Consider the following 17909-nt stretch of genomic DNA (forward strand, 5'->3'; position numbering starts at 1 on the left):
CTCCTCAGCCTTGATCCAGCCTTGATCGCCAAGTCTTCAACCAACAGGATTCCTGTTGGTTCGCAGTTTCATTACACACAGGTTTCCTGTCAATGCCTTACGCTGACCCCATGGTCGGCACCAAGGCACCTCCCTCCCTCCTCTACATGGTCAAGCAGGTTGAGCTCGTTGTCCGCTCGCACCTGGACGAACTGGTGAAGCCGGCCGGGATCACGGCCCTGCAGTACACGTCCCTGACCGTCCTGGAGCGGCACGACGGACTCTCGGCCGCCCAGCTCGCCCGCGACTCGTTCGTCACCGCCCAGTCCATCGCGGATCTCGTGCGGAGTCTGGAGAACCGCGGACTCGTGCGCCGGGAGCGCAATCCGCGCAACCGGCGCGAGCTGCTGATCCTGCTGACCGACGAGGGACGCGAGGTGCTCGCCCGCTATGCCGAGCCCATGCGTGACCTGGAGGAACGCATGATCAGCGGCCTCACCGCGCACCAGGCCGAGCAGTTCCGGCAGGCGCTGTCCAAGGCGTGGCACGCGCTGTCGTAGAGGGCACTGCGCAAAACTCCGGACGGATTGCCGGAGAAATCGAAGACATATGTCAATCGAACATGCTGAAATTCACTCTGACGAGGGTAACTTGCAGAGCGGGGAAGGGTTTTGCCCTCGCACCCCTCACAGAGTCCGGTAGGAGGCGATGCCGTCGTGTCGAGCGACCCCACACCGCCCGCGACCGGGTACCTGCGTGTCCGCACGGACCGCGGCCACGCCGTGCTCGAACTGCACGGCGAGATCGACATCGCGGCGGCCGTGGAGATCATTCCGCATCTCGACGCGGTGACCGGCCGCCCCGGCGCCCGGATCGTGATCGACCTCAGGCACGTCGAGTTCTTCGACTGCTCCGGGCTGCGGCTGCTCTACCGGGCCCGGCAGCGGGTGCTCGACCACGACGGCGAACTGCGCCTGGTCTGCACCCACCCGCTCACCCTGCGCGTCCTGAAGGTCACCGGCCTCGCCCGGCTGCTGCCGCCCGCCCCGACCCTGGAGGCGGCCCTGGACGCGGCCCTGGAACAGCCCGAGGCCGCGTCCGGCACGTTATGACCACGCCCCGCCCGTCAGCCCTGCTGTCCCCCGTCGCCCGCCGGCGCGTCGAACAGGGCGCTGACGGACTCGCCGTTGTGGATACGGCGTACGGCCTCCGCGAGCGCGGGGGCGATGGAGAGCACCTTCAGCTTGTCGGTGCGCTCCTCCACCGGCACCGGCACGGTGTTGGTGCAGACGATCTCCAGGACGTCGGGCTGCTCGCTCAGCCGCTTCAGAGCCCCCGCCGCGAACAGCCCGTGGGTGCACGCCACCCGGATCGAGCGCGGCCCCAACTCCCTCAGCCGCTCCAGGAGTTCCAGGACGGTACTGCCCTTGGCGATCTCGTCGTCCAGGACGATCACATCGCGTCCGGCGACCTCGCCGATCACCGAGCTGATGCTCACCCGGTCGTCGGCGAACCGCTGCTTGGCGCCCGCCGCGACCTGCGCGCCGATCATCCGCGCGAACGCCGCCGCCTCCTTGGCGTTGCCCAGGTCGGGTGATACCACCGTCGTACGCGTCAGGTCGTAGCGCCGGAAGTGCGCGGCCAGTTCGCGCAGCGCGTGCAGATGATCGACCGGCACCGAGAAGAACCCGTGCACCTGCGGGGAGTGCAGTGTCATGGCGAGCACCCGGCCGGCGCCCGCCGACACCATCAGATCGGCGACCAGGCGGCCGCCGATGGAGATCCGCGGCGCGTCCTTCTTGTCCGAGCGGGCGTACGCGTAGTGCGGCATGACCACGGTGATCCGGCCGGCCGAGGCCCCGCGCGCCGCGTCGCACATCAGCAGCAGTTCGACGAGATGCTCCTGCACCGGCGTGACCAGCGGCTGGACCAGGAACACGTCCTTCTCCCGGCAGTTGGCCTGGAGCTGCACCTCCAGACAGTCGTTGGCGAACCGGCTCACCCGGGACGGACTCAGCGGCACCCCGAGGTGCGCGCAGACCTCCTCCGCGAGTTCGGGGTGGGCGCTGCCGGTGAAAACGGCGATGTCACGCACGGTCGGCTCCTCGCATGAACATGATCATTACGGGTGGCGCGGCTCATGCTACTGGCCGCTTCGCGTACGCCGATCCGGTACGCCGCCCCGGACGGCCCGCGCCCCCGGACTACGGCGAACTGCGGACAATCACCAACTCGGCGTTCCCCCAGTGACTTTGAGGGCATTCGTTGAAGCAGGAAGGAGGACCGTCGACATGACGACGTCCATCAAGCGCACGCGTCTGCCCGGCTGGGCCAAGCTGCTCACCGCCGTGGTCATCCTCATCGTGGTGCTGCTGGCCGCGCTGCGGATGCTGGTCTTCGGAGGGCTGGACGACGTGTTCGGCACCGAGGAGCACGACCGCTCGGGACCGACGCTCCTGAAGTCTATCCAGGACATGAGCCGTTACGACGCCGCCTCGGGCAACTTCCAGGTGGTCGTCGACCTGGAGAAGGACGCCAAGTACCTGCCGGACGCGATCCGCGGCACCCGCACGCTGTACGTGGGCGCGGGCACCGTGGACGCCTATGTCGACCTCGGCAAGGTCGGCGAGAACGACGTGAAGATGAACGAGGACCGCACGTCGGCCACCATCGACCTCCCGCACGCCCAGCTCGGCAAGCCGGCCCTGGACACCGAGCACTCCTATGCCGTCTCCAAGGAACGTGGCCTGCTCGACCGACTCGGCGACCTCTTCTCGGACAACCCCAATGGCGAACAGGCGGTGCAGCGCCTCGCCGTCAAGCACATCGGGGACGCGGCGAAGGAGAGCAAGCTCACGGACCGCGCCGAGGCCAACACCACCGACATGCTCGAAGGACTGCTGAAGTCGCTTGGCTTCGAGGAGGTGAAGGTGACCTACGGGTCCTGACCGGACACCGGCGCCCTCCCGGCCGCGGGGAGGGCGCGTCGTATGCCGGCCCGTCCGCGCCGGCGTACGACCGCGCCCTCCCACGACCCGCCGCTCCCGGGCGCCCGATGGGCGCCCCTCGAACGGGAGCGGGTCCCTGTCACTCGCGGTCCGGGTGCCCACGCGGGGCGGGGCGAAACCCGGCGGGACCCGGTCGGCGACTTCTCGTGCGAGGGGCGCCCGGGCGGGCATCGTGGGCCTCTTCGGGGGTAACCACCCTGGGAAAGAGGGAAGTTGAAATCGGGAGGGTCGCATGGCCGGCACCACGTCACGATCCCGTTCCACCGCTTCCGGCCGCCGTACCCAGGCCGCCGAGCGCGATCGACGACCACTCCCGCTGCCCCTGCGGCTCCTGGTGATGGCCCTGGCGTTCCTCGCGATGGTGGCGTTCGGCGCGGTGCTGGCCGGGCTCACCCTCCAGCCGTCCCCGGCGTCGGAGGCGCTCACCCACAGCAACCTCCGCCCCGGCACCTCCCTGGAGCTCTACTGGCACCACCCCGACCCGCGCGACGCGCTCAAGCAGGTCGGCGGGAACGTCCTGCTGGGCCTGCCGTTCGGGATCCTGCTGCCGGTGCTGGCGCCCGGCGCACGCGGTCTGCTGCGGGTCCCCGCCCTGACCGCGCTGATGATGCTGCTGGTCGAGCTGGTGCAGGGCGCGCTCGTCACCGGGCGGGCCTTCGACATCGACGACGTCATCCTCAACACGGCGGGCGCGCTGCTGGGCTACCTGCTGCTGGGCCGACGTCTCGGCCGGGCCGTCCACGTCCGGGCGCCGCGGGAGCCGAAAACCGCACCGGACCGGCGCGGGGCAGCGGCTCGCGGAAAGACTCCGGGTCGGGGAAAGACGCCCGCTGGGGGAAAGACTCCGGTTCAGCGGAAGACACCGCGCGGCGCCTGGGTCCAGCGCCTGCGGGTGAGCCGGCGCAAGGAGGCCGGCGCGGCGTCCAAGAGGGCTAGCGCAACGTCCAAGTGAGTTTGTCGCCGCCCACCCAGCGGACCTGGTCGGGGTCGTCGAGGTCGTGCACGACGATCCCGTACGCGGCGGCCGCCTGAAGGACGTCCGTCAGCTGCTTCGCCTCGCCGACCACCTGACCGTCGATCTCCACGATCCGGAACGGCGGCGTACCGGGCTGCACCCCGAGCACCAGGACCCGGGGATGGGAAATGTAGGGGCTCGCGCTTTCGGTCATGTCTCGAGGGTAGAGCGGTCCGGCGTTCGGTGACCGGGTGAGGCCGGGAGGGGTGGTGCGGCCGGTCCGACGGCGCCCGTGATCGTACGGCCGCCGTGCGGGTACCCGGGGGCTGGGCGACGCTGGAAGCGGAGGGCTGGAGGTGCCATGGATCCCGTCGAGGCCCTGGACCGGATCGCTTTCCTGCTGGAGCGGGACCGGGCCCCCACCTATCGCGTACGGGCGTTCCGTACGGCCGCCGCCGTGCTCGGCGCGCTGCCGGCCGACGAGGTGGCCGAGCGGGCGGCCGCGGGGTCGCTGGAGTCGCTGAAGGGGGTCGGGCCGAAGACCGCGCAGGTGGCGCGCGAGGCGCTGGCCGGGGAGGTGCCGGACTACCTGCGGAAACTTGAGCGGGAGGCCGAGGCCCCCCTCACCGAGGGTGACGCGGGCGCGGAGCTGAGGGCGCTGATCAGGGGCGACTGCCATGTGCACTCCGACTGGTCGGACGGCGGCAGCCCGATCGAGGAGATGGGCCGGGCCGCCGCGCGCCTCGGCCACGAGTGGGCGGCGCTCACCGACCACTCCCCCAGACTGACCGTCGCCCGCGGGCTGTCCCCTGAGCGGTTGCGGGAGCAGCTCGACGTGGTGGCCGCGCTGAACGAGACCTGGGCGCCGTTCCGGCTGCTCACCGGCATCGAGTGCGACATCCTCGACGACGGTTCGCTGGACCAGGAGCCGGAGCTGCTGGACCGGCTGGACGTGGTGGTGGTGTCCGTGCACTCCAAGCTGCGGATGGACGCGCGGGCGATGACCCGGCGGATGGTCGCCGCGGTACGGGATCCGCACTCCGATGTGCTCGGGCACTGCACGGGACGGCTGGTCACCGGGCGCGGGCGCCCGGAGTCGGAGTTCGACGCGGACGCGGTGTTCGCGGCGTGCGCGGAGACCGGGACGGCCGTCGAGATCAACTCCCGGCCGGAGCGGCTGGATCCGCCCAGGCGGCTGGTGCGGCGGGCCGTGGAGGCGGGGGCGTTGTTCTCGATCGACACGGACGCGCACGCGCCGGGGCAGTTGACGTGGCAGGTGCACGGGTGTGCTCGGGCCGAGGAGTGCGGGGTTCCGGCCGAGCGGGTGGTGACGACGTGGGGGGTGGATGAGCTTCTCGGATGGGCTCGGGACCGGTCGCTCCCTGATCCGGTGGGGGCGGGGGGTGCCTAGGAGCTCGGGCGTGGATGTCGGTGTTCCCCAGGAAGGTGAGCCATGAAGAAGGCTGCTGTGTTCGATGTCGACGGGACTCTTGTCGACACCAACCATCTGCATGTGGTCGCTTGGTGGGAGGCGTTTCGGCAGGCCGGCCATCGGGTGGCCATGCATGACGTGCACCGGGCGGTGGGGTTGCCGTCGGGTGATCTGATCACGCACCTGCTGGGTGAGGGGCGGGACCCCGCGGAGAAGGACGCGCTGAGTGCGGCGCACAAGGCGTTGTACGGGACGTACTTCGAGCGGCTGCCCGCGTTGCCGGACGCGGGGCGGCTGTTGCGGCGGCTCGACGGGCAGGGCTGGAGCGTGGTGCTGGCGACCTCGGCCGACGGGGCCGAGCTGGCCGCGTTGCGGAGGGCGATCGGCGCCGACGACGCCGTCATGGCGACGGCGAGCGCCGATGACGTGGCCCGGGGAAAGCCGGCGCCGGATCCGGTCGAGCGGGCCCTGGAGCTGGCGGGGGCCGAGCCCGAGCGGTCGGTGTTCGTCGGGGACACCGTCTGGGACATGCGGGCGGGCGCCCGGGCCGGGGTGCACTGTGTGGCGGTGCTCTGCGGCGGTATTCCACGGCCCGAACTGGAGGCGGCCGGCGCGGAGGCGGTGTTCCGGAATCCGGCCCATCTGCTGGCCGCCCTGGAGGAGAGTCCGCTGGGCCGGGAGGAATGACCTGGTGACAGCCGCTACGGGTACCCCGGTGCGACGTGACACAGATCACCGGCATTGTCCCGATACGGAAGGAACACCCACTGATACTTTCCCGTTGAACCAGCCGTGGGTGTGGATGGGACAGTGTCCCCGGGCCTCACCTTTTGCCCACAGGGACGATCGTTCGGCTGAAGCCCTGTGGAGCCTTTCGCCGAGAGGCGACCGCCGTCCGCACCCACACACAGACCGCCCCGACCGTGATTCCCCCGTCCCGGTCGGGGCTTCCCCTTGTCCGAGCCCGTGCAGCAGGCCCCGGCGCTTTCCTCGGGACTCGCGTCGGCCCGCGTACCGAAGTCGAGTTCAGGGCCGCCGGTTGTCCACCAGGGTCAGGGCCACGGCGGCGTCGGCGGAGTGCGGGGCCACCTCGGGCGGGGAGACATGGCGGCTGGCCGCCTCGCGGATGCGGTCGGCGGCCAGTCGGGGTGCGGGGCGCGCTGCTCGGCCGCGTACCTCTCGAAGTGGGCGCGTTGCAGGGACGGAGGCCGACAGCCGGTTCGCCGCCCGACCTCGCCGGGGTGGCCGGTAGTGGCTGCGTGCATCCCCCGGGGCCGGGTACTCGTGGGCGCTCCGGAGCAATCGAAGCGCGAGAGAGGAGCCCGCGGTGAACGGAGAAACCGGCGGGAAGATCGTGGTCACCGGCGCCACCGGCAATGTCGGGACGAGTCTGGTGCGGCTGCTCGCGGAGGACGCGCGGGTCGACCGGATCCGGGGACTGGCCCGGCGGGTCCCCGACCTGGCCCCCGCGAAGACCGACTGGTCGGCCGTGGACGTCGGATCCGAGCAGGCCGATCTGGTCAAGGAGTTCGAAGGGGCGGACGCGGTCGTCCATCTCGCCTGGGCATTCCAGCCGACGCACGATCCGGCCGCGACCTGGCGGACCAATGTGCTGGGCAGCATGCGGGTCTTCGAGGCGGTGGCGGCGGCCAAGGTCCCGACCCTGGTGCACGCCTCGTCGGTCGGCGCCTACTCCCCCGGGCCGAAGGGCCGCGCGGTCGACGAGTCGTGGCCGACGCACGGCTGGCCGGATGCCGCGTACTGCCGGGAGAAGGCGTATCTGGAGCGTGCCCTGGACTCCTTCGAGCACGAGCACCCCGGCGTGCGGGTGGTGCGGATGCGGCCCGCGTTCCTGTTCAAGCGGGAGTCGGCGAGCGAACAGCGTCGTATCTTCGGCGGGCGTTTCCTGCCGGGGCAGCTGGTCCGGCCCGACCTGCTGCCGTTCCTGCCCGACATCGCCGGACTGAAGGTGCAGGCCCTGCACACCGACGACGCCGCCCGGGCGTACCTGCTGGCCCTGCACACCGATGCCCGCGGCGCCTTCAACCTCGCGGCGGAGTCGCCCGTGGACGCCACGCTGCTCAGCGAGGTGCTGGGGTCCCGTCCGGTGCGGCTGCCCCGGGTCGCGGCCCGCTCGGCGATCGCCGCCGCGTGGAACCTCCGGCTGCTGCCCGCCTCGCCGCACCTCTTCGACGCCGTACTGCGGCTGCCGCTGATGGACTGCTCGAAGGCTCGCGACGAGCTGCGCTGGCGGCCCGAGCGCACCGCGGTGGAGGTGCTGGAGGAATTCCTGGAGGGGCTGCGGCAAGGTGCCGGGGCGGAGACGGAGCCGCTTCGGGGGCGGAAGGTCGGCTGAGTTCACCCCTCGCGCCTCGCGGTCCGGACATGACGCGTGTCGCCCCTCGCGTCGCGTCCCGGACGTGACGGCGCCTCCCCGGGTCCCACCGGGGAGGCGCCGAGTCTCTACAGGTCGCCGAGTCTCTACAGGTCGGGGAGCGAAGGGCCATGGTCGAAGGGCCATGGTCCAGCCGACGTGGTCCGGCCGACGTGGATCAGCCGGAGGGCTCGTCCGGCACGGGCTGCTCAGGGTTGACGGAGCCCGACTGCGGGGCGCCCTGCCGCCCGGTGCCGGCCTCGTCCGTGTCGGGCACGTCCGCGGCCTCGTCCGGGGCGCCCTCGTCCGGCTCTTCGGCGGCACGCGTCGGGGCCGCCTCCCACGGGTCCTCGCCCTCCGTCGCCTGCTGGTCGGGCATGTCCCTCGGTATGGGGTCCGCGTGCTCGCCGGGACCCTCCAGGCGGTGATCGTCCACGGCGTGCTCCTTCCTGCTGTCGTGCACCGGGCGCGGGTACCTCGGTCCGATCACCTCAAACCAGGTGTTCGTCGTACCGGGTGTGCCGCTCGTCAGGCGAGGTCCACCAGCTCGTCCAGGGCCGCCGTCAGCTGCGGAGCCACCGCCTCTCGCCGCCACGCGATCTGCTCTTCGTCCATCGCGCGGGGCACCACCTCGATCAGCATGATCAGATAGAGATAGCTGCGGTAGAGGGCATAGCGCCTACGCACGGACGGGGTGAAGTCGGCCTCCCCGCCCGCCTCTTGATAGCCCGTCAGGAAGTCGGCGTCCTGCCGGATGTCCGCCAGCAGCGCCAGGGAGACGAAGTCCGCGATCGGGTCGCCCCAGAACATGCGCTCGCCGTCGATCAGACCTCCGACACGGGGGGTGGTCTCCCCGCGCTCGACGAGGATGTTGCCCTGCCACAGGTCGAAGTGGACCGGACGCGGCACGGTCACCTCGTCGAGGGCGTCGTACGCCGCCTTCGCCGTACGGGCCACCTCGTCCACGGGGCGGGGCAGCCAGGCCCCGTAACGGTGGGCGTCGGCGAGCAGTCCGTCGAACATGCCGGTGAAGGCGGAGCGCCAGTCGGCGGTGAGCGGGCCGAACGTCCCGGACGGGTAACCGAAACCGGGGCCGGTCACCCGGTGCAGCCGGGCCAGCAGACCGCCCAACTCCCGCCGCAGCGCGGCCTCCTGGCCGACGGCGAGCCCGTCCCATCCGCCACCCGGGCAGTGGGTGAGCAGGATGTGCCGGCCGGCCGGCGCGGCCTCGTCGAGGGCGACTCCGGCCACCCGTGGCGCGGGGACGCCGACGGTCTCGGCGACCCGGCAGAACTCGGCCTCGGCGGCGAGGAGTTCGCTCTCGTAGGCCAGGGCCGGGGTGGACGACGGCGGCGGGACCTTCAGGACGAGCCGGGTGCCGTCGGTGAGACGCAGTTCCTCGACGGTGTTGTACGTGCCGCCGCCCAGCGGCAGCCGTTCGGCGAGGTGCTCCGGTGGTACTCCCGCCGCCGCGAGGGCGAGTCGCGCCCGTTCCCCGTCGTCCATTCCCGTCCCCCCTGGTAACCGGACAGCCGTGCGAGCCCACTCTGCCAGGTCGGGTCCGTCCGCTGGAACCGCGCCTCGAAAACCATTGGCCCCTCACCGAAACTCCGCGTACCTTAGGTGAAAACCTAGTGCCCCTAGGTTCTGGATTCCGATCACCGCTCTTCACAGGAGAACAGCCCGTCATGCAGGCACTCACCGAGCACGACATCCGCACCTCGTTCGTCAACTGCTCGAAGGGGGAGGCGAAGAGGATCTTCGTACCCCGCGATCTGGAGCAGCGCTCGTGGGCGGATCTGGATTTCCTCGGCTGGCGGGATCCGGGAGCGCCCGATCGGAGTTACCTGGTCGCCGAGCGCGAGGACGGACTCGTCGGCGTCACGTTGCGGCTCCCCTCCGCGCGACGCGGGTTCCTGCATCGCAGCATGTGCTCGGTGTGTCTGACGACGCATCCGGGCGGCGGGGTCTCGTTGATGACGGCACGGAAGGCGGGCGCGGCCGGGCGGGAGGGGAACTCGGTCGGCGTGTACCTCTGCGCCGACCTCGCCTGTTCGCTCTATGTGCGCGGCAAGAAGGCCCTCGACAGCGGAAGCCGGTTCGAGGAGAGCCTCACCCTGGAGGAACAGATCACCCGGACGGTGGGCAACCTGTCCGCGTTCCTGGAGAAGCTGTACGACTGAGCCCGTCCCGAGCCCGCGGTCCGGCGGCCCCCTGTGCGATCACCCAGGTGACTACTGTCCTCGTTCAGGAGTTCGGTGAAGCGGCGGAACGGGAACAGCGCAAGGATGCGAGATGTACGTGAGGTATGGGGCCTGATCGGCGCACGGGTCGCCAAGTGGCGGCAGGACCCGGTGATCGTCCAGTCGGTACGGTCGGCGGCGGCCGCCACGGTGGCCTATGTGGTGGCGCTGCAGTTCAGTCCGGAGGCGGCGCCCCTGACGGCCCCGCTGACCGCGCTCCTGGTCGTACAGGTGACCCTCTACGCCACCCTCACCACCGGTATCCGCCGGGTGAACTCGGTGGTCGCCGGCGTCGTCATCGCCATCGGCTTCAGTGTCCTGGTGGGCCTCACCTGGTGGAGCCTCGCCCTGATCATCCTGGCCTCGCTAGCGGTCGGGCATCTGGTGCGGGTGAGCGAGTTCGTGCCCGAGGTGGCGATCAGCGCGATGCTGGTGCTCGGCGTCACCCGGGTCGGCGACACGGCCTGGGCGCGGGTGGTGGAGACCCTGATCGGCGCGGCCGTCGGGCTCGCCTTCAACCTGCTGCTCGCTCCCCCGGTCTGGGTGGAGGCGGCGGGTGAGTCCATCGAGGACCTGGCCAGGCGGATGCGGCGGCTGATGACAAGGGTCGGCGAGGAGGCCGCGGGCCGCACCCCGGCGGAGGCCGCGGCGGCCCGGCTCCACGAGGCCCGGGAGCTCGACTTCGACATCGTCGAGGTGGACGCGGCCCTCAAGCAGGCGGAGGACAGCCTGAAGCTCAATCCGCGCGTACGGGAGGGCCTGCTGCACCGGGTGGTGCTGCGGACCGGCCTGGACACGCTGGAGATCTGCACGGTGGTCCTGCGGGTGCTGGCCCGCACGCTCACCGACCTCGCCAAGGAGCGGGAGCCGAGTCCGCTGTTCTCCGCGCAGGCGGGGGCCGCCATCGAGCGGCTGCTCGCCGAGATCGGCGACGCGGTGGTCAGTTTCGCCGTGCTGGTCACCACCGACGTCAGCCGCAGCGCCGAGTCCGCGGAGGACCGGCTCGCCGCGGAGCTGTCGACGGCCGTCGCGACCCGCGACAAGCTCGCCCAACTGCTGCTGGAGGACGTCCAGCGCGACGCGAGCCACTGGCAGTTGCACGGCGCCGTGCTGACGGAGGTCAACCGCATGCTGGACGAGCTGGACACCGAGCACCGCTCCCAGCGGCTGCTGGAGGAGCTCGACCGCTGCACCCGTGAACAGCGCGAGCGCTCCCCCCGGCTCACACGCCTGCGCGACCGCGTACGCATCGCGCGCCCCCGTCGGCGGAACCGCTCCGGCCTCGTCGGACGTACTAAGTGACGCCGGACCGCAGACGTCCTACCAGTGGCGTCCCGCGGAGGGACAAGGCACGACGCGACAACGAGGGGGGCGTACGGAATGGCCGAAGGCACCGTGCGGATCGACGGGACCACACTCCATCTGCCGGGTGGCGTACGTGTGCGCTTCATCCGCACCCTGCGCCTGCCGGAGACGGGTACGCACCAGCTCCCGCCCGGTCTGGGCGACTTCCCGATCCGCCGGGTCGAGGACTATCCGCACACCGCTTCCGCGGAGATGCGGGCACGCGGCGGGGTGATGCTCCCCGTGTACCTGCGCGAGGCGATGTGGCTGCACTTCGGCGGTACCACGGAACCGGCCGCGCTCCAGGTCGGCGTCGGCAAGGTGTGCGCGGTGTCGGGCAAGCCGTGGACCGGTGCGCTCGCCCGTGATCCGCAGAACTACGTCGTACTCCCACGTCAGCCGTGGCTGGACGGCATCAACTCGGGCAAGGGCACGGTCAGACAGTTCGTGGCCGTCCCCCTCGGACTCGGTGCCACGGTCGAGGGCCAGGTCACCGGCGATGAGGTGTTCGGCGGGGTCCAGCTCCAGTCGTTCCCGCTGAACGACCGGCAGCTCGCCGTGTGGCGCCGGGAGGAGCGGCTGCGGGCCGAGCGGGAGCGGGCCGTCGGCCCGGTCGGTGGATACGGCGGCTACGAAGGCACGGGCCCGGTCCTGATGCCGCCGGGTGCCATGCCGATGGCACCCCCGGCCACCGGCGCTCCGATGCCGTCGGCGCCGGGCAGTGCCCCCCTGCCGCCGGCGCCGGGTGGCGGGCCGATGCCTCCCGGTGCCGCGTACCCGATGGCGGCTCCGGGCGCGGCCCCGCAGCGCAGCGCGCCCGCGGCCCCGCCCCGGGCGCCGGCGGCGATGGGCCTCGGGGTCGGCGGGTCGATGCGGCAGGAGGTCTACCGGGACACCTGGCCGCGCGGCAGCTGGGCGGAGCGGCCGTCCGGGCGGGTCTTCGTCCATCTGGTGACCCCGCCCGAGTGGCGCCGGATCACCGGGGAGGCACCGCCGCCGTCGCCCGTGGACCGCGCGGCCTACACGCGGGCGGGGCTCCCCTGGTTCGAGTACTACGACAACGACGCCCACGATCTCGACCCGGCCGACGCCCTCGGCACGGTGAAGCCCGTCGGTGACTGGCTCGGCGACGACCTCGATCCGTGGCAGGCACCCGCCCCCGGCCAGGTCACACCGCTGGGTGACGCCCCGGGCAAGCCGATCCAGGACGGCGACTGGTAGTCGAGGACGAACGGCGGGCGTTGCATGGCGCGCAACGCCCGCCGTCGCTTTTGCGCCGGGGCGCTCGCACCCGTCAAGGTGGTGGCGTCCTGGAGAAGCGAGACCCGAGGTGCGCGAATGACGAGCGAGGCGGTTGGGGACCGGGGCGGCTGGAGCAGGCGCCGTGCCCTGGGACTGTTGGCGGGAGCCGTGCCGGCCGCCCTGGCGGGCTGCGCGGGATCCGACGGCCCGGCCGGGTCCACGTCGTCCTCCCCCGCGACGAACGCCCCGACGGGCCCGTCGACGGAGCCCGGGACCGGGGCCGGAACCGAGTCCGCGGCCGCCACCCCCTCCCCCGCCCGCACCGGCCCCCGGCCGCTCTACATCGGGACGTACACCTCGGCCGAGGGCGGCGGCACCGGGATCGGCGTGGCGACGTACGACGCCCGGAGCGGTCGTGTCACGGGTGAGGGGACGATCACCGGCGTGGGCGACCCGTCGTATCTCGCCGTACACCCGGACGGCCGGACGCTGTACGCCGTGAACGAGCGGCCGGAGGGCGGGGTGACCGCCGTACGGCTGTCCGACCGCACGGTCCTCGGCACCCGCGGCAGCGGCGGCGAGGCGCCCTGTCATCTCTCGGTCCACCCGAGCGGGCGGTGGCTGCTGAGCGCGAACTACGGCTCGGGCAGTGTCGCCGTGCACCCCGTCGAGGAGTCGGGCGCGCTGGGCGAGCGCACGGACCTGGTCGTGCACCGCAGTCCGGCGCCGGGCCCCGGCCAGGACGGGCCGCACGCGCACCAGATCGTCACGAGCCCCGACGGCGGTCATGTCCTCGCCGTCGACCTGGGCAACGACACCGTCTACACCTACCGGCTGGACGAGTCCCGGGGCACGCTCACCGAGGTCTCCCGGGCGCGTGTCCGAGCGGGTGCCGGGCCCCGGCACCTGACCTTCCATCCCGAGGGTCGGTACGCCTATCTCGCCAACGAGGTCGACAACACGGTCGTGGTCTGCGCCTACGAGCCCGACCGCGGGCGGCTCACGCCGGGCCCGCCGCAGTCCACGGGCACGGGGTCGGGCACCAACTACCCGGCGCAGCTGGTCGTGACGCCGAACGGCTCGTACGCCTATCTCGCCAACCGGGGGCACGACAGTCTGACGCGCTACGCGGTAGAGGCGGACGGCGCGCGGCTGAGGCTCCTTGACACCGTGCCGGTCGGCGGGGACTTCCCGCGCCAGATCGCCCTCTCGCCCGACGGGAGCCTGCTGTTCGCCGCGCTGCAGCGGTCGAGCGCGGTCAGCGTCTTCGAGGTCGACGCGGACAGCGGTGGACTCCGGCGCGCGGGCGCGCCGTTCGCGTCACCCGTCGCCGTCTGTGCGCTGCCGCTGTAGGGCGCGCGGGCAGGACGCTGCGCTCGCCTGGGAGAGCAGGATGTGCATCCGCTCGGTGAGCTGGGCCATGTCGTCGGCGGGCTTGTGGAACGTCAGGCGTACGTCGCCGTTGCCGCGGGCCCGCTCGATGCGCAGGGTCAGGCCGTGCCGGTCGACGGCGAGCGGCTGGACGCGTACGGCGCCGTGCAGGCTGTCGTGCGGGACGAGCCGGGTGAGGCGTTCGACGGCGTCCGGGTGCGCGTCGGCGAGGTGCGTCAGCAGCCGTGACTCGGCCACGGCCAGCGGATCCGGTCGGGCGGCGGCGAACTCGTCGAGGTCGACCACGACCGCGCCGGACGGCTCGCGCAGCACGATACGGGTGGCCTTGAACTCCAGGTCGCCGTCCTTGGGCGCGAACCAGCCGGCGATCCACAGCCGGGCCCTGATGCGGTTGCGCACGGGGACGGGCGCCACGTCGGCGAACTCCAGGACGGCGGACGGCTCGCCGCGCGGTGCGCAGATCGCGGCGGCGACGAGCGTACTGTCCTCGGGGACGCACAGGATCACCCGGCCGTCCTCCGTGACGCCGTGCGCGCCGACGAACTCCTCGCGGCCGCCCTCGGCGGTCACCGCGCAGGACCACGCCGCCGCGAGCACCGAGCGGGCACGCTCCGCCGCGGCGGGCGCGGCCGTCCAGGTGTGACGGTCACCCATCCCAAACCTCCATTAGGTAAGCCTTGCCTAACCTATCGAAGATCGGGGCGTACGCCAACCACCGTCCGGCAGTCTGTGAATTTTCCGATCGCCGCAGCGAATCGACCGAGCGCCGACTCGGGGCGCCGGCGCAGGGCTCCGACTCAGGGGACGAGAACCCCGAAAAGGGCCCGGGTACACAGATCCCGCACCTGATGCCGGGACAACTCCGAGCCCCTCAGCCACTCCAGGCAGACGGCCGTCGTGAACGACAGCCAGCCGCGCACGGCGAGCCGCATCTCCGGCCGCCCGTCGAGGGCCGCCGCGAACTCCTCGTCCGACGCCAGCGCCGCCAGGATCTGAGCCTCCTGGGCGGCCAACGCCCGTTGGTAGACCTTGCGCACGGCCTGGTCCCCGGTGGCGTCGGCGCGATGGAACGCCCGGAAGCCGTGGGCGTGCTCCTCGACGTACGCGAGGAACGCGTCGAGCCCGTTGGCCAGCCGTTCGCGCGCCGAGCCCCCGGGGGCGGGGGTCATGATCCGCAGCATCCGCTCGCTCTCGCGCTCCACGACCGCCGCGAAGAAGACCCGCTTGTTCGGGAAGTAGTGGTAGAGCAGACCACGGGAGACGCCGGCGATCTCGGCCACCTGCTCGATCCACACGTCGTCGTACGAGCTCTCCGAGAAGAGCCGGGCCCCGACCGCGAGGAGTTGCTCCCGCCGCTCCTCGGTGCTGAGCCGACGACGGGGGCGCTCGCCCTGCCTGGCTGCCATGCCGTCACTTTACTTGACGCGGGTTCAACAGCGGGTCGAGACTGGCCCCACTATTGAACCCGAGTACAACAGTCGCGGCGGCTCCGGCACGGCGTGGGCGCGAGGGAGAGGTGGTCATGACGGCGACGACGGGGACCACGACCGCCAGGGGTTTCCGCAGCGCGGAGCTGGGCTGGCCCGAACTGCGCCGCATACCGCACCCGCCGTACCGGCTCCCCGTCCTCGGCGACGCCCTCGGGACGAACCTGCGCACGCCGGTCCAGGAGTCCCTGCGGCTCGGGCGGCGGCTCGGGCCGATCTTCCGGCGGAAGGCGTTCACCAAGGAGATCGTGTTCGTCGGGGGCGCGGGTCTCGCGGCCGAACTGGCGGACGAGTCACGGTTCGCCAAGCACGTGGGGGTGGGCGTCGCCAATCTGCGCCCGGTGGCCGGGGACGGGCTCTTCACGGCCTACAACCACGAACCCAACTGGCAGCTCGCCCACGACGTCCTGGCCCCGGGCTTCAGCCGGGAGGCCATGGCCGGGTACCACCCGCTGATGCTCGACGTGGCCGAGCGGCTGATGGACCACTGGGACCGGGCGGGCGCGGCCGGCGAGACCGTGGACGTGCCCGGCGACATGACCAAGCTGACGCTGGAGACGATCGCCCGCACCGGCTTCGGCCACGACTTCGGCTCCTTCGAACGCTCCCGGCCGCACCCCTTCGTGGAGGCGATGGTCGGCACCCTGACCTACGCCCAGCGCCGCAACGTCGTCCCCGACCCGTTGGTGCCGCTGCTGCTGCGGGGCGCCTCCCGGCACAACCGGGCGGACATGGCGTACCTCAACGAGACCGTCGACGCGGTGGTGCGGGCGCGGCGGTCCCGCGGTGGCACCGGGAACCGGGGCGGGACCGGCGTCCGGGATCGCGGGGCGGGGAGCGGTGATCTGCTCGACCGGATGCTGGAGACGGCGCATCCGCGGACCGGCGAGCGGCTGTCCGCCGAGAACGTCCGACGACAGGTCATCACCTTCCTGGTCGCCGGGCACGAGACCACCTCGGGGGCCCTGTCCTTCGCCCTGCACTACCTCGCCCGGCACCCGGACCTCGCGGCCCGCGCCCGCGCCGAGGTGGACCGGGTGTGGGGCGACACCGTACGGCCCGGCTACGAGCAGGTGGCCAGGCTGCGGTATGTCCGCCGGGTGCTGGACGAGGCGCTGCGGCTGTGGCCGACGGCGCCCGCCTTCTCCCGGGAGGCCCGGGCGGACACCGTGCTGGGCGGGGTCCATCCGATGCGGCGGGGAGCCTGGGCACTGGTGCTGACCATGATGCTGCACCGGGACCCGGAGGTGTGGGGCGCGGACGCCGACCGGTTCGACCCGGACCGCTTCGACGCGGCGGCGGTGCGCGCGCGGGCGCCGCACACGTTCAAACCGTTCGGCACGGGGGCTCGGGCGTGCATCGGCCGCCAGTTCGCGCTGCACGAGGCCACGTTGGTGCTGGGCCTGTTGCTGCGCCGCTACGAGCTGAGCCCGGAGCCGGGGTACCGGCTGCGGGTGGCGGAACGGCTGACGCTGATGCCGGAGGGGCTGCGGCTGAACGTGGAGCGTCGGGTGGGGGTGGCAGGGCGGGACACCGCGCGGCTCCCGCCCTCACCGCCGTCGCCGTCCTCACCGCCGCCGTCGTCGCCGTCAGGACGTCCAGTGACCGGGACGGGTGACTGACGCCGGCAGCCGGGTGCCGGCGGTGCCGCGGGCCGCGTTGAGCTGGGGCTGGGTCAGGAAGAAGGCACCGGTCAGGTCCGCGTCGGTGAGGTCGGTGTCGCGGAGGTCGGCGCCTATCAGGTCCGCGCCGCGCAGATCGGCGCCGGTCAGGTCGGCGGCTATCAGATAGGCGCCCCGGAGGTTGGCCTTTCTCAGGTCGGCGCCCTTGAGGCGGGCGCCGATGAGGTCCGCTCCCCGCCGGTTCTGCCTGCGCCCGGCGCCCGCGCGCATGAGGTCGCTGACCCGCAGCAGCAGTGCGTTGACACGCTGCCGGTGCGCGGCGACGTCCAGCTCCGCCAGTTCCTCGGCCGTCCGCCGGGTCAGCCGCTCGGTCTCGTCGAGCGCGCGCCGGAGGTCGGCGTGCACGGGGCGGGCGGCGGGGAGGGCCAGGGATTCGGTCAGGTACCAGAGCAGTTCGTGGAGTTGACGGACGACCGGGAAGACGTCGAACATCCGCCGGGCGTGCTCGCGACCGCCGGCTCGCCAGCTCTGGCCCCCGAACGTGTCCTGCGAGACCTTCTGCCCGGCGCCGAAGCAGTCGTAGACCGTGCAGCCGGTGAACCCCTCACCCCGGAGCCGGTCGTGGATACCGCAGCGGAAGTCCTCTCCGAGGTTCCCGCACGGCGTGCCCGCGGCCTTGTCGACGGCGAAGTCCGCCGAGGCGGTGAAGGGCAGGGCGGCACAGCACAGGCCGAAACAACTGCCGCAGTCCGCGCGCAGGTCACGCAGGTCGGGCGCGCGGCGGGCCGCAGCGGATGTCTGTTCCATACGGTCCACCCTAACCAGGACTCA

General features: G+C 72.1%; 20 protein-coding genes and 1 pseudogene. 13 read left to right on the top strand and 8 right to left on the bottom strand.

Annotation, left to right across the window (positions count from 1 at the left end; all coding sequences use genetic code 11):
* Positions 1 to 110 precede the first annotated feature (110 nt).
* Both K1J60_RS02665 and K1J60_RS02670 read left to right on the top strand, forming a co-directional pair.
* Positions 111 to 539 (top strand): MarR family winged helix-turn-helix transcriptional regulator, encoded by a 429-nt coding sequence (locus K1J60_RS02665; RefSeq protein WP_033528553.1) that lies wholly within the window; start codon positions 111 to 113, stop codon positions 537 to 539.
* A 156-nt stretch (positions 540 to 695) separates the two neighbouring features.
* The gene (locus K1J60_RS02670; protein ID WP_220644723.1) at positions 696 to 1091 is read left to right on the top strand and encodes an anti-sigma factor antagonist; all 396 of its coding nucleotides are present in this window, start codon (positions 696 to 698) and stop codon (positions 1089 to 1091) included.
* A 14-nt stretch (positions 1092 to 1105) separates the two neighbouring features.
* Here the strand turns inward: K1J60_RS02670 and K1J60_RS02675 are convergent, their stop codons facing one another.
* Positions 1106 to 2074 carry a ribose-phosphate diphosphokinase gene (locus K1J60_RS02675; RefSeq protein WP_220644724.1) on the bottom strand — a complete coding sequence of 323 codons (969 nt, stop codon included), beginning with the start codon at positions 2072 to 2074 and terminating at the stop codon, positions 1106 to 1108.
* 14 nt (positions 2075 to 2088) lie between these two features.
* Between K1J60_RS02675 and K1J60_RS02680 the strand changes: the two genes are divergently transcribed.
* The 3 genes from K1J60_RS02680 (at position 2089) to K1J60_RS02690 (ending at position 3939) form a co-directional block, all read left to right on the top strand.
* Complete coding sequence (locus K1J60_RS02680) at positions 2089 to 2229, top strand: hypothetical protein (protein ID WP_220644725.1); 141 nt, start codon at positions 2089 to 2091, stop codon at positions 2227 to 2229.
* 41 nt (positions 2230 to 2270) lie between these two features.
* Positions 2271 to 2927 carry a DUF4230 domain-containing protein gene (locus K1J60_RS02685; RefSeq protein WP_220644726.1) on the top strand — a complete coding sequence of 219 codons (657 nt, stop codon included), beginning with the start codon at positions 2271 to 2273 and terminating at the stop codon, positions 2925 to 2927.
* A 292-nt stretch (positions 2928 to 3219) separates the two neighbouring features.
* Positions 3220 to 3939, top strand: coding sequence for a VanZ family protein (locus tag K1J60_RS02690; RefSeq protein WP_220644727.1), 720 nt, complete (start codon positions 3220 to 3222; stop codon positions 3937 to 3939).
* On the opposite strand, the gene K1J60_RS02695 is transcribed toward K1J60_RS02690, so the two are convergent.
* On the bottom strand, positions 3920 to 4156 hold the full coding sequence (locus tag K1J60_RS02695; protein ID WP_033528548.1) for a hypothetical protein: 237 nt from the start codon (positions 4154 to 4156) through the stop codon (positions 3920 to 3922). The genes K1J60_RS02690 and K1J60_RS02695 overlap by 20 nt on opposite strands.
* 147 nt (positions 4157 to 4303) lie before the next feature.
* Between K1J60_RS02695 and K1J60_RS02700 the strand changes: the two genes are divergently transcribed.
* Complete coding sequence (locus K1J60_RS02700) at positions 4304 to 5353, top strand: PHP domain-containing protein (protein ID WP_220644728.1); 1050 nt, start codon at positions 4304 to 4306, stop codon at positions 5351 to 5353.
* A 42-nt stretch (positions 5354 to 5395) separates the two neighbouring features.
* Positions 5396 to 6061, top strand: coding sequence for an HAD family hydrolase (locus tag K1J60_RS02705; RefSeq protein WP_220644729.1), 666 nt, complete (start codon positions 5396 to 5398; stop codon positions 6059 to 6061).
* A 272-nt stretch (positions 6062 to 6333) separates the two neighbouring features.
* Here the strand turns inward: K1J60_RS02705 and K1J60_RS45570 are convergent.
* A pseudogene (locus tag K1J60_RS45570) lies at positions 6334 to 6591 on the bottom strand (M15 family metallopeptidase); the annotation flags it as partial.
* A gap of 110 nt (positions 6592 to 6701) precedes the next feature.
* Here K1J60_RS45570 and K1J60_RS02710 point away from each other — a divergent pair.
* Entirely contained in the window at positions 6702 to 7730 is a 1029-nt protein-coding gene (locus K1J60_RS02710; protein ID WP_220644730.1) for an SDR family oxidoreductase, read from the top strand.
* Positions 7731 to 7926: 196 nt separating this feature from the next.
* Here the strand turns inward: K1J60_RS02710 and K1J60_RS02715 are convergent, their stop codons facing one another.
* Entirely contained in the window at positions 7927 to 8184 is a 258-nt protein-coding gene (locus K1J60_RS02715; RefSeq protein WP_220644731.1) for a hypothetical protein, read from the bottom strand.
* A 92-nt stretch (positions 8185 to 8276) separates the two neighbouring features.
* A complete protein-coding gene (locus K1J60_RS02720; RefSeq protein ID WP_220644732.1) occupies positions 8277 to 9254 on the bottom strand; it encodes a phosphotransferase family protein in 978 nt (325 codons plus the stop codon).
* Between the two features lie 182 nt (positions 9255 to 9436).
* Here K1J60_RS02720 and K1J60_RS02725 point away from each other — a divergent pair, with 182 nt between their 5' ends.
* The 4 genes from K1J60_RS02725 (at position 9437) to K1J60_RS02740 (ending at position 13930) form a co-directional block, all read left to right on the top strand.
* Positions 9437 to 9931: an FBP domain-containing protein gene (locus tag K1J60_RS02725; RefSeq protein ID WP_220644733.1), complete on the top strand. Its 495-nt coding sequence runs from the start codon at positions 9437 to 9439 to the stop codon at positions 9929 to 9931.
* A gap of 105 nt (positions 9932 to 10036) precedes the next feature.
* Entirely contained in the window at positions 10037 to 11293 is a 1257-nt protein-coding gene (locus tag K1J60_RS02730; protein ID WP_220644734.1) for an FUSC family protein, read from the top strand.
* Positions 11294 to 11371: 78 nt separating this feature from the next.
* The gene (locus tag K1J60_RS02735; protein WP_220644735.1) at positions 11372 to 12556 is read left to right on the top strand and encodes a GyrI-like domain-containing protein; all 1185 of its coding nucleotides are present in this window, start codon (positions 11372 to 11374) and stop codon (positions 12554 to 12556) included.
* A 117-nt stretch (positions 12557 to 12673) separates the two neighbouring features.
* Positions 12674 to 13930, top strand: coding sequence for a lactonase family protein (locus K1J60_RS02740; RefSeq protein WP_220644736.1), 1257 nt, complete (start codon positions 12674 to 12676; stop codon positions 13928 to 13930).
* On the opposite strand, the gene K1J60_RS02745 is transcribed toward K1J60_RS02740, so the two are convergent.
* Both K1J60_RS02745 and K1J60_RS02750 read right to left on the bottom strand, forming a co-directional pair.
* Complete coding sequence (locus K1J60_RS02745) at positions 13898 to 14623, bottom strand: DUF2470 domain-containing protein (protein ID WP_220644737.1); 726 nt, start codon at positions 14621 to 14623, stop codon at positions 13898 to 13900. The two genes, K1J60_RS02740 and K1J60_RS02745, sit on opposite strands and share 33 nt — an antisense overlap.
* 143 nt (positions 14624 to 14766) lie before the next feature.
* Positions 14767 to 15375, bottom strand: coding sequence for a TetR/AcrR family transcriptional regulator (locus K1J60_RS02750; RefSeq protein WP_220644738.1), 609 nt, complete (start codon positions 15373 to 15375; stop codon positions 14767 to 14769).
* 116 nt (positions 15376 to 15491) lie between these two features.
* Between K1J60_RS02750 and K1J60_RS02755 the strand changes: the two genes are divergently transcribed.
* Complete coding sequence (locus tag K1J60_RS02755; RefSeq protein WP_220644739.1) at positions 15492 to 17078, top strand: cytochrome P450; 1587 nt, start codon at positions 15492 to 15494, stop codon at positions 17076 to 17078.
* Here K1J60_RS02755 and K1J60_RS02760 read toward each other — a convergent pair.
* Positions 17046 to 17885 (bottom strand): pentapeptide repeat-containing protein, encoded by an 840-nt coding sequence (locus K1J60_RS02760; protein WP_220644740.1) that lies wholly within the window; start codon positions 17883 to 17885, stop codon positions 17046 to 17048. The genes K1J60_RS02755 and K1J60_RS02760 overlap by 33 nt on opposite strands.
* Between the last annotated feature and the right edge of the window lie 24 nt (positions 17886 to 17909).

This window comes from Streptomyces akebiae, from assembly GCF_019599145.1.
Classification (GTDB): domain Bacteria; phylum Actinomycetota; class Actinomycetes; order Streptomycetales; family Streptomycetaceae; genus Streptomyces; species Streptomyces akebiae.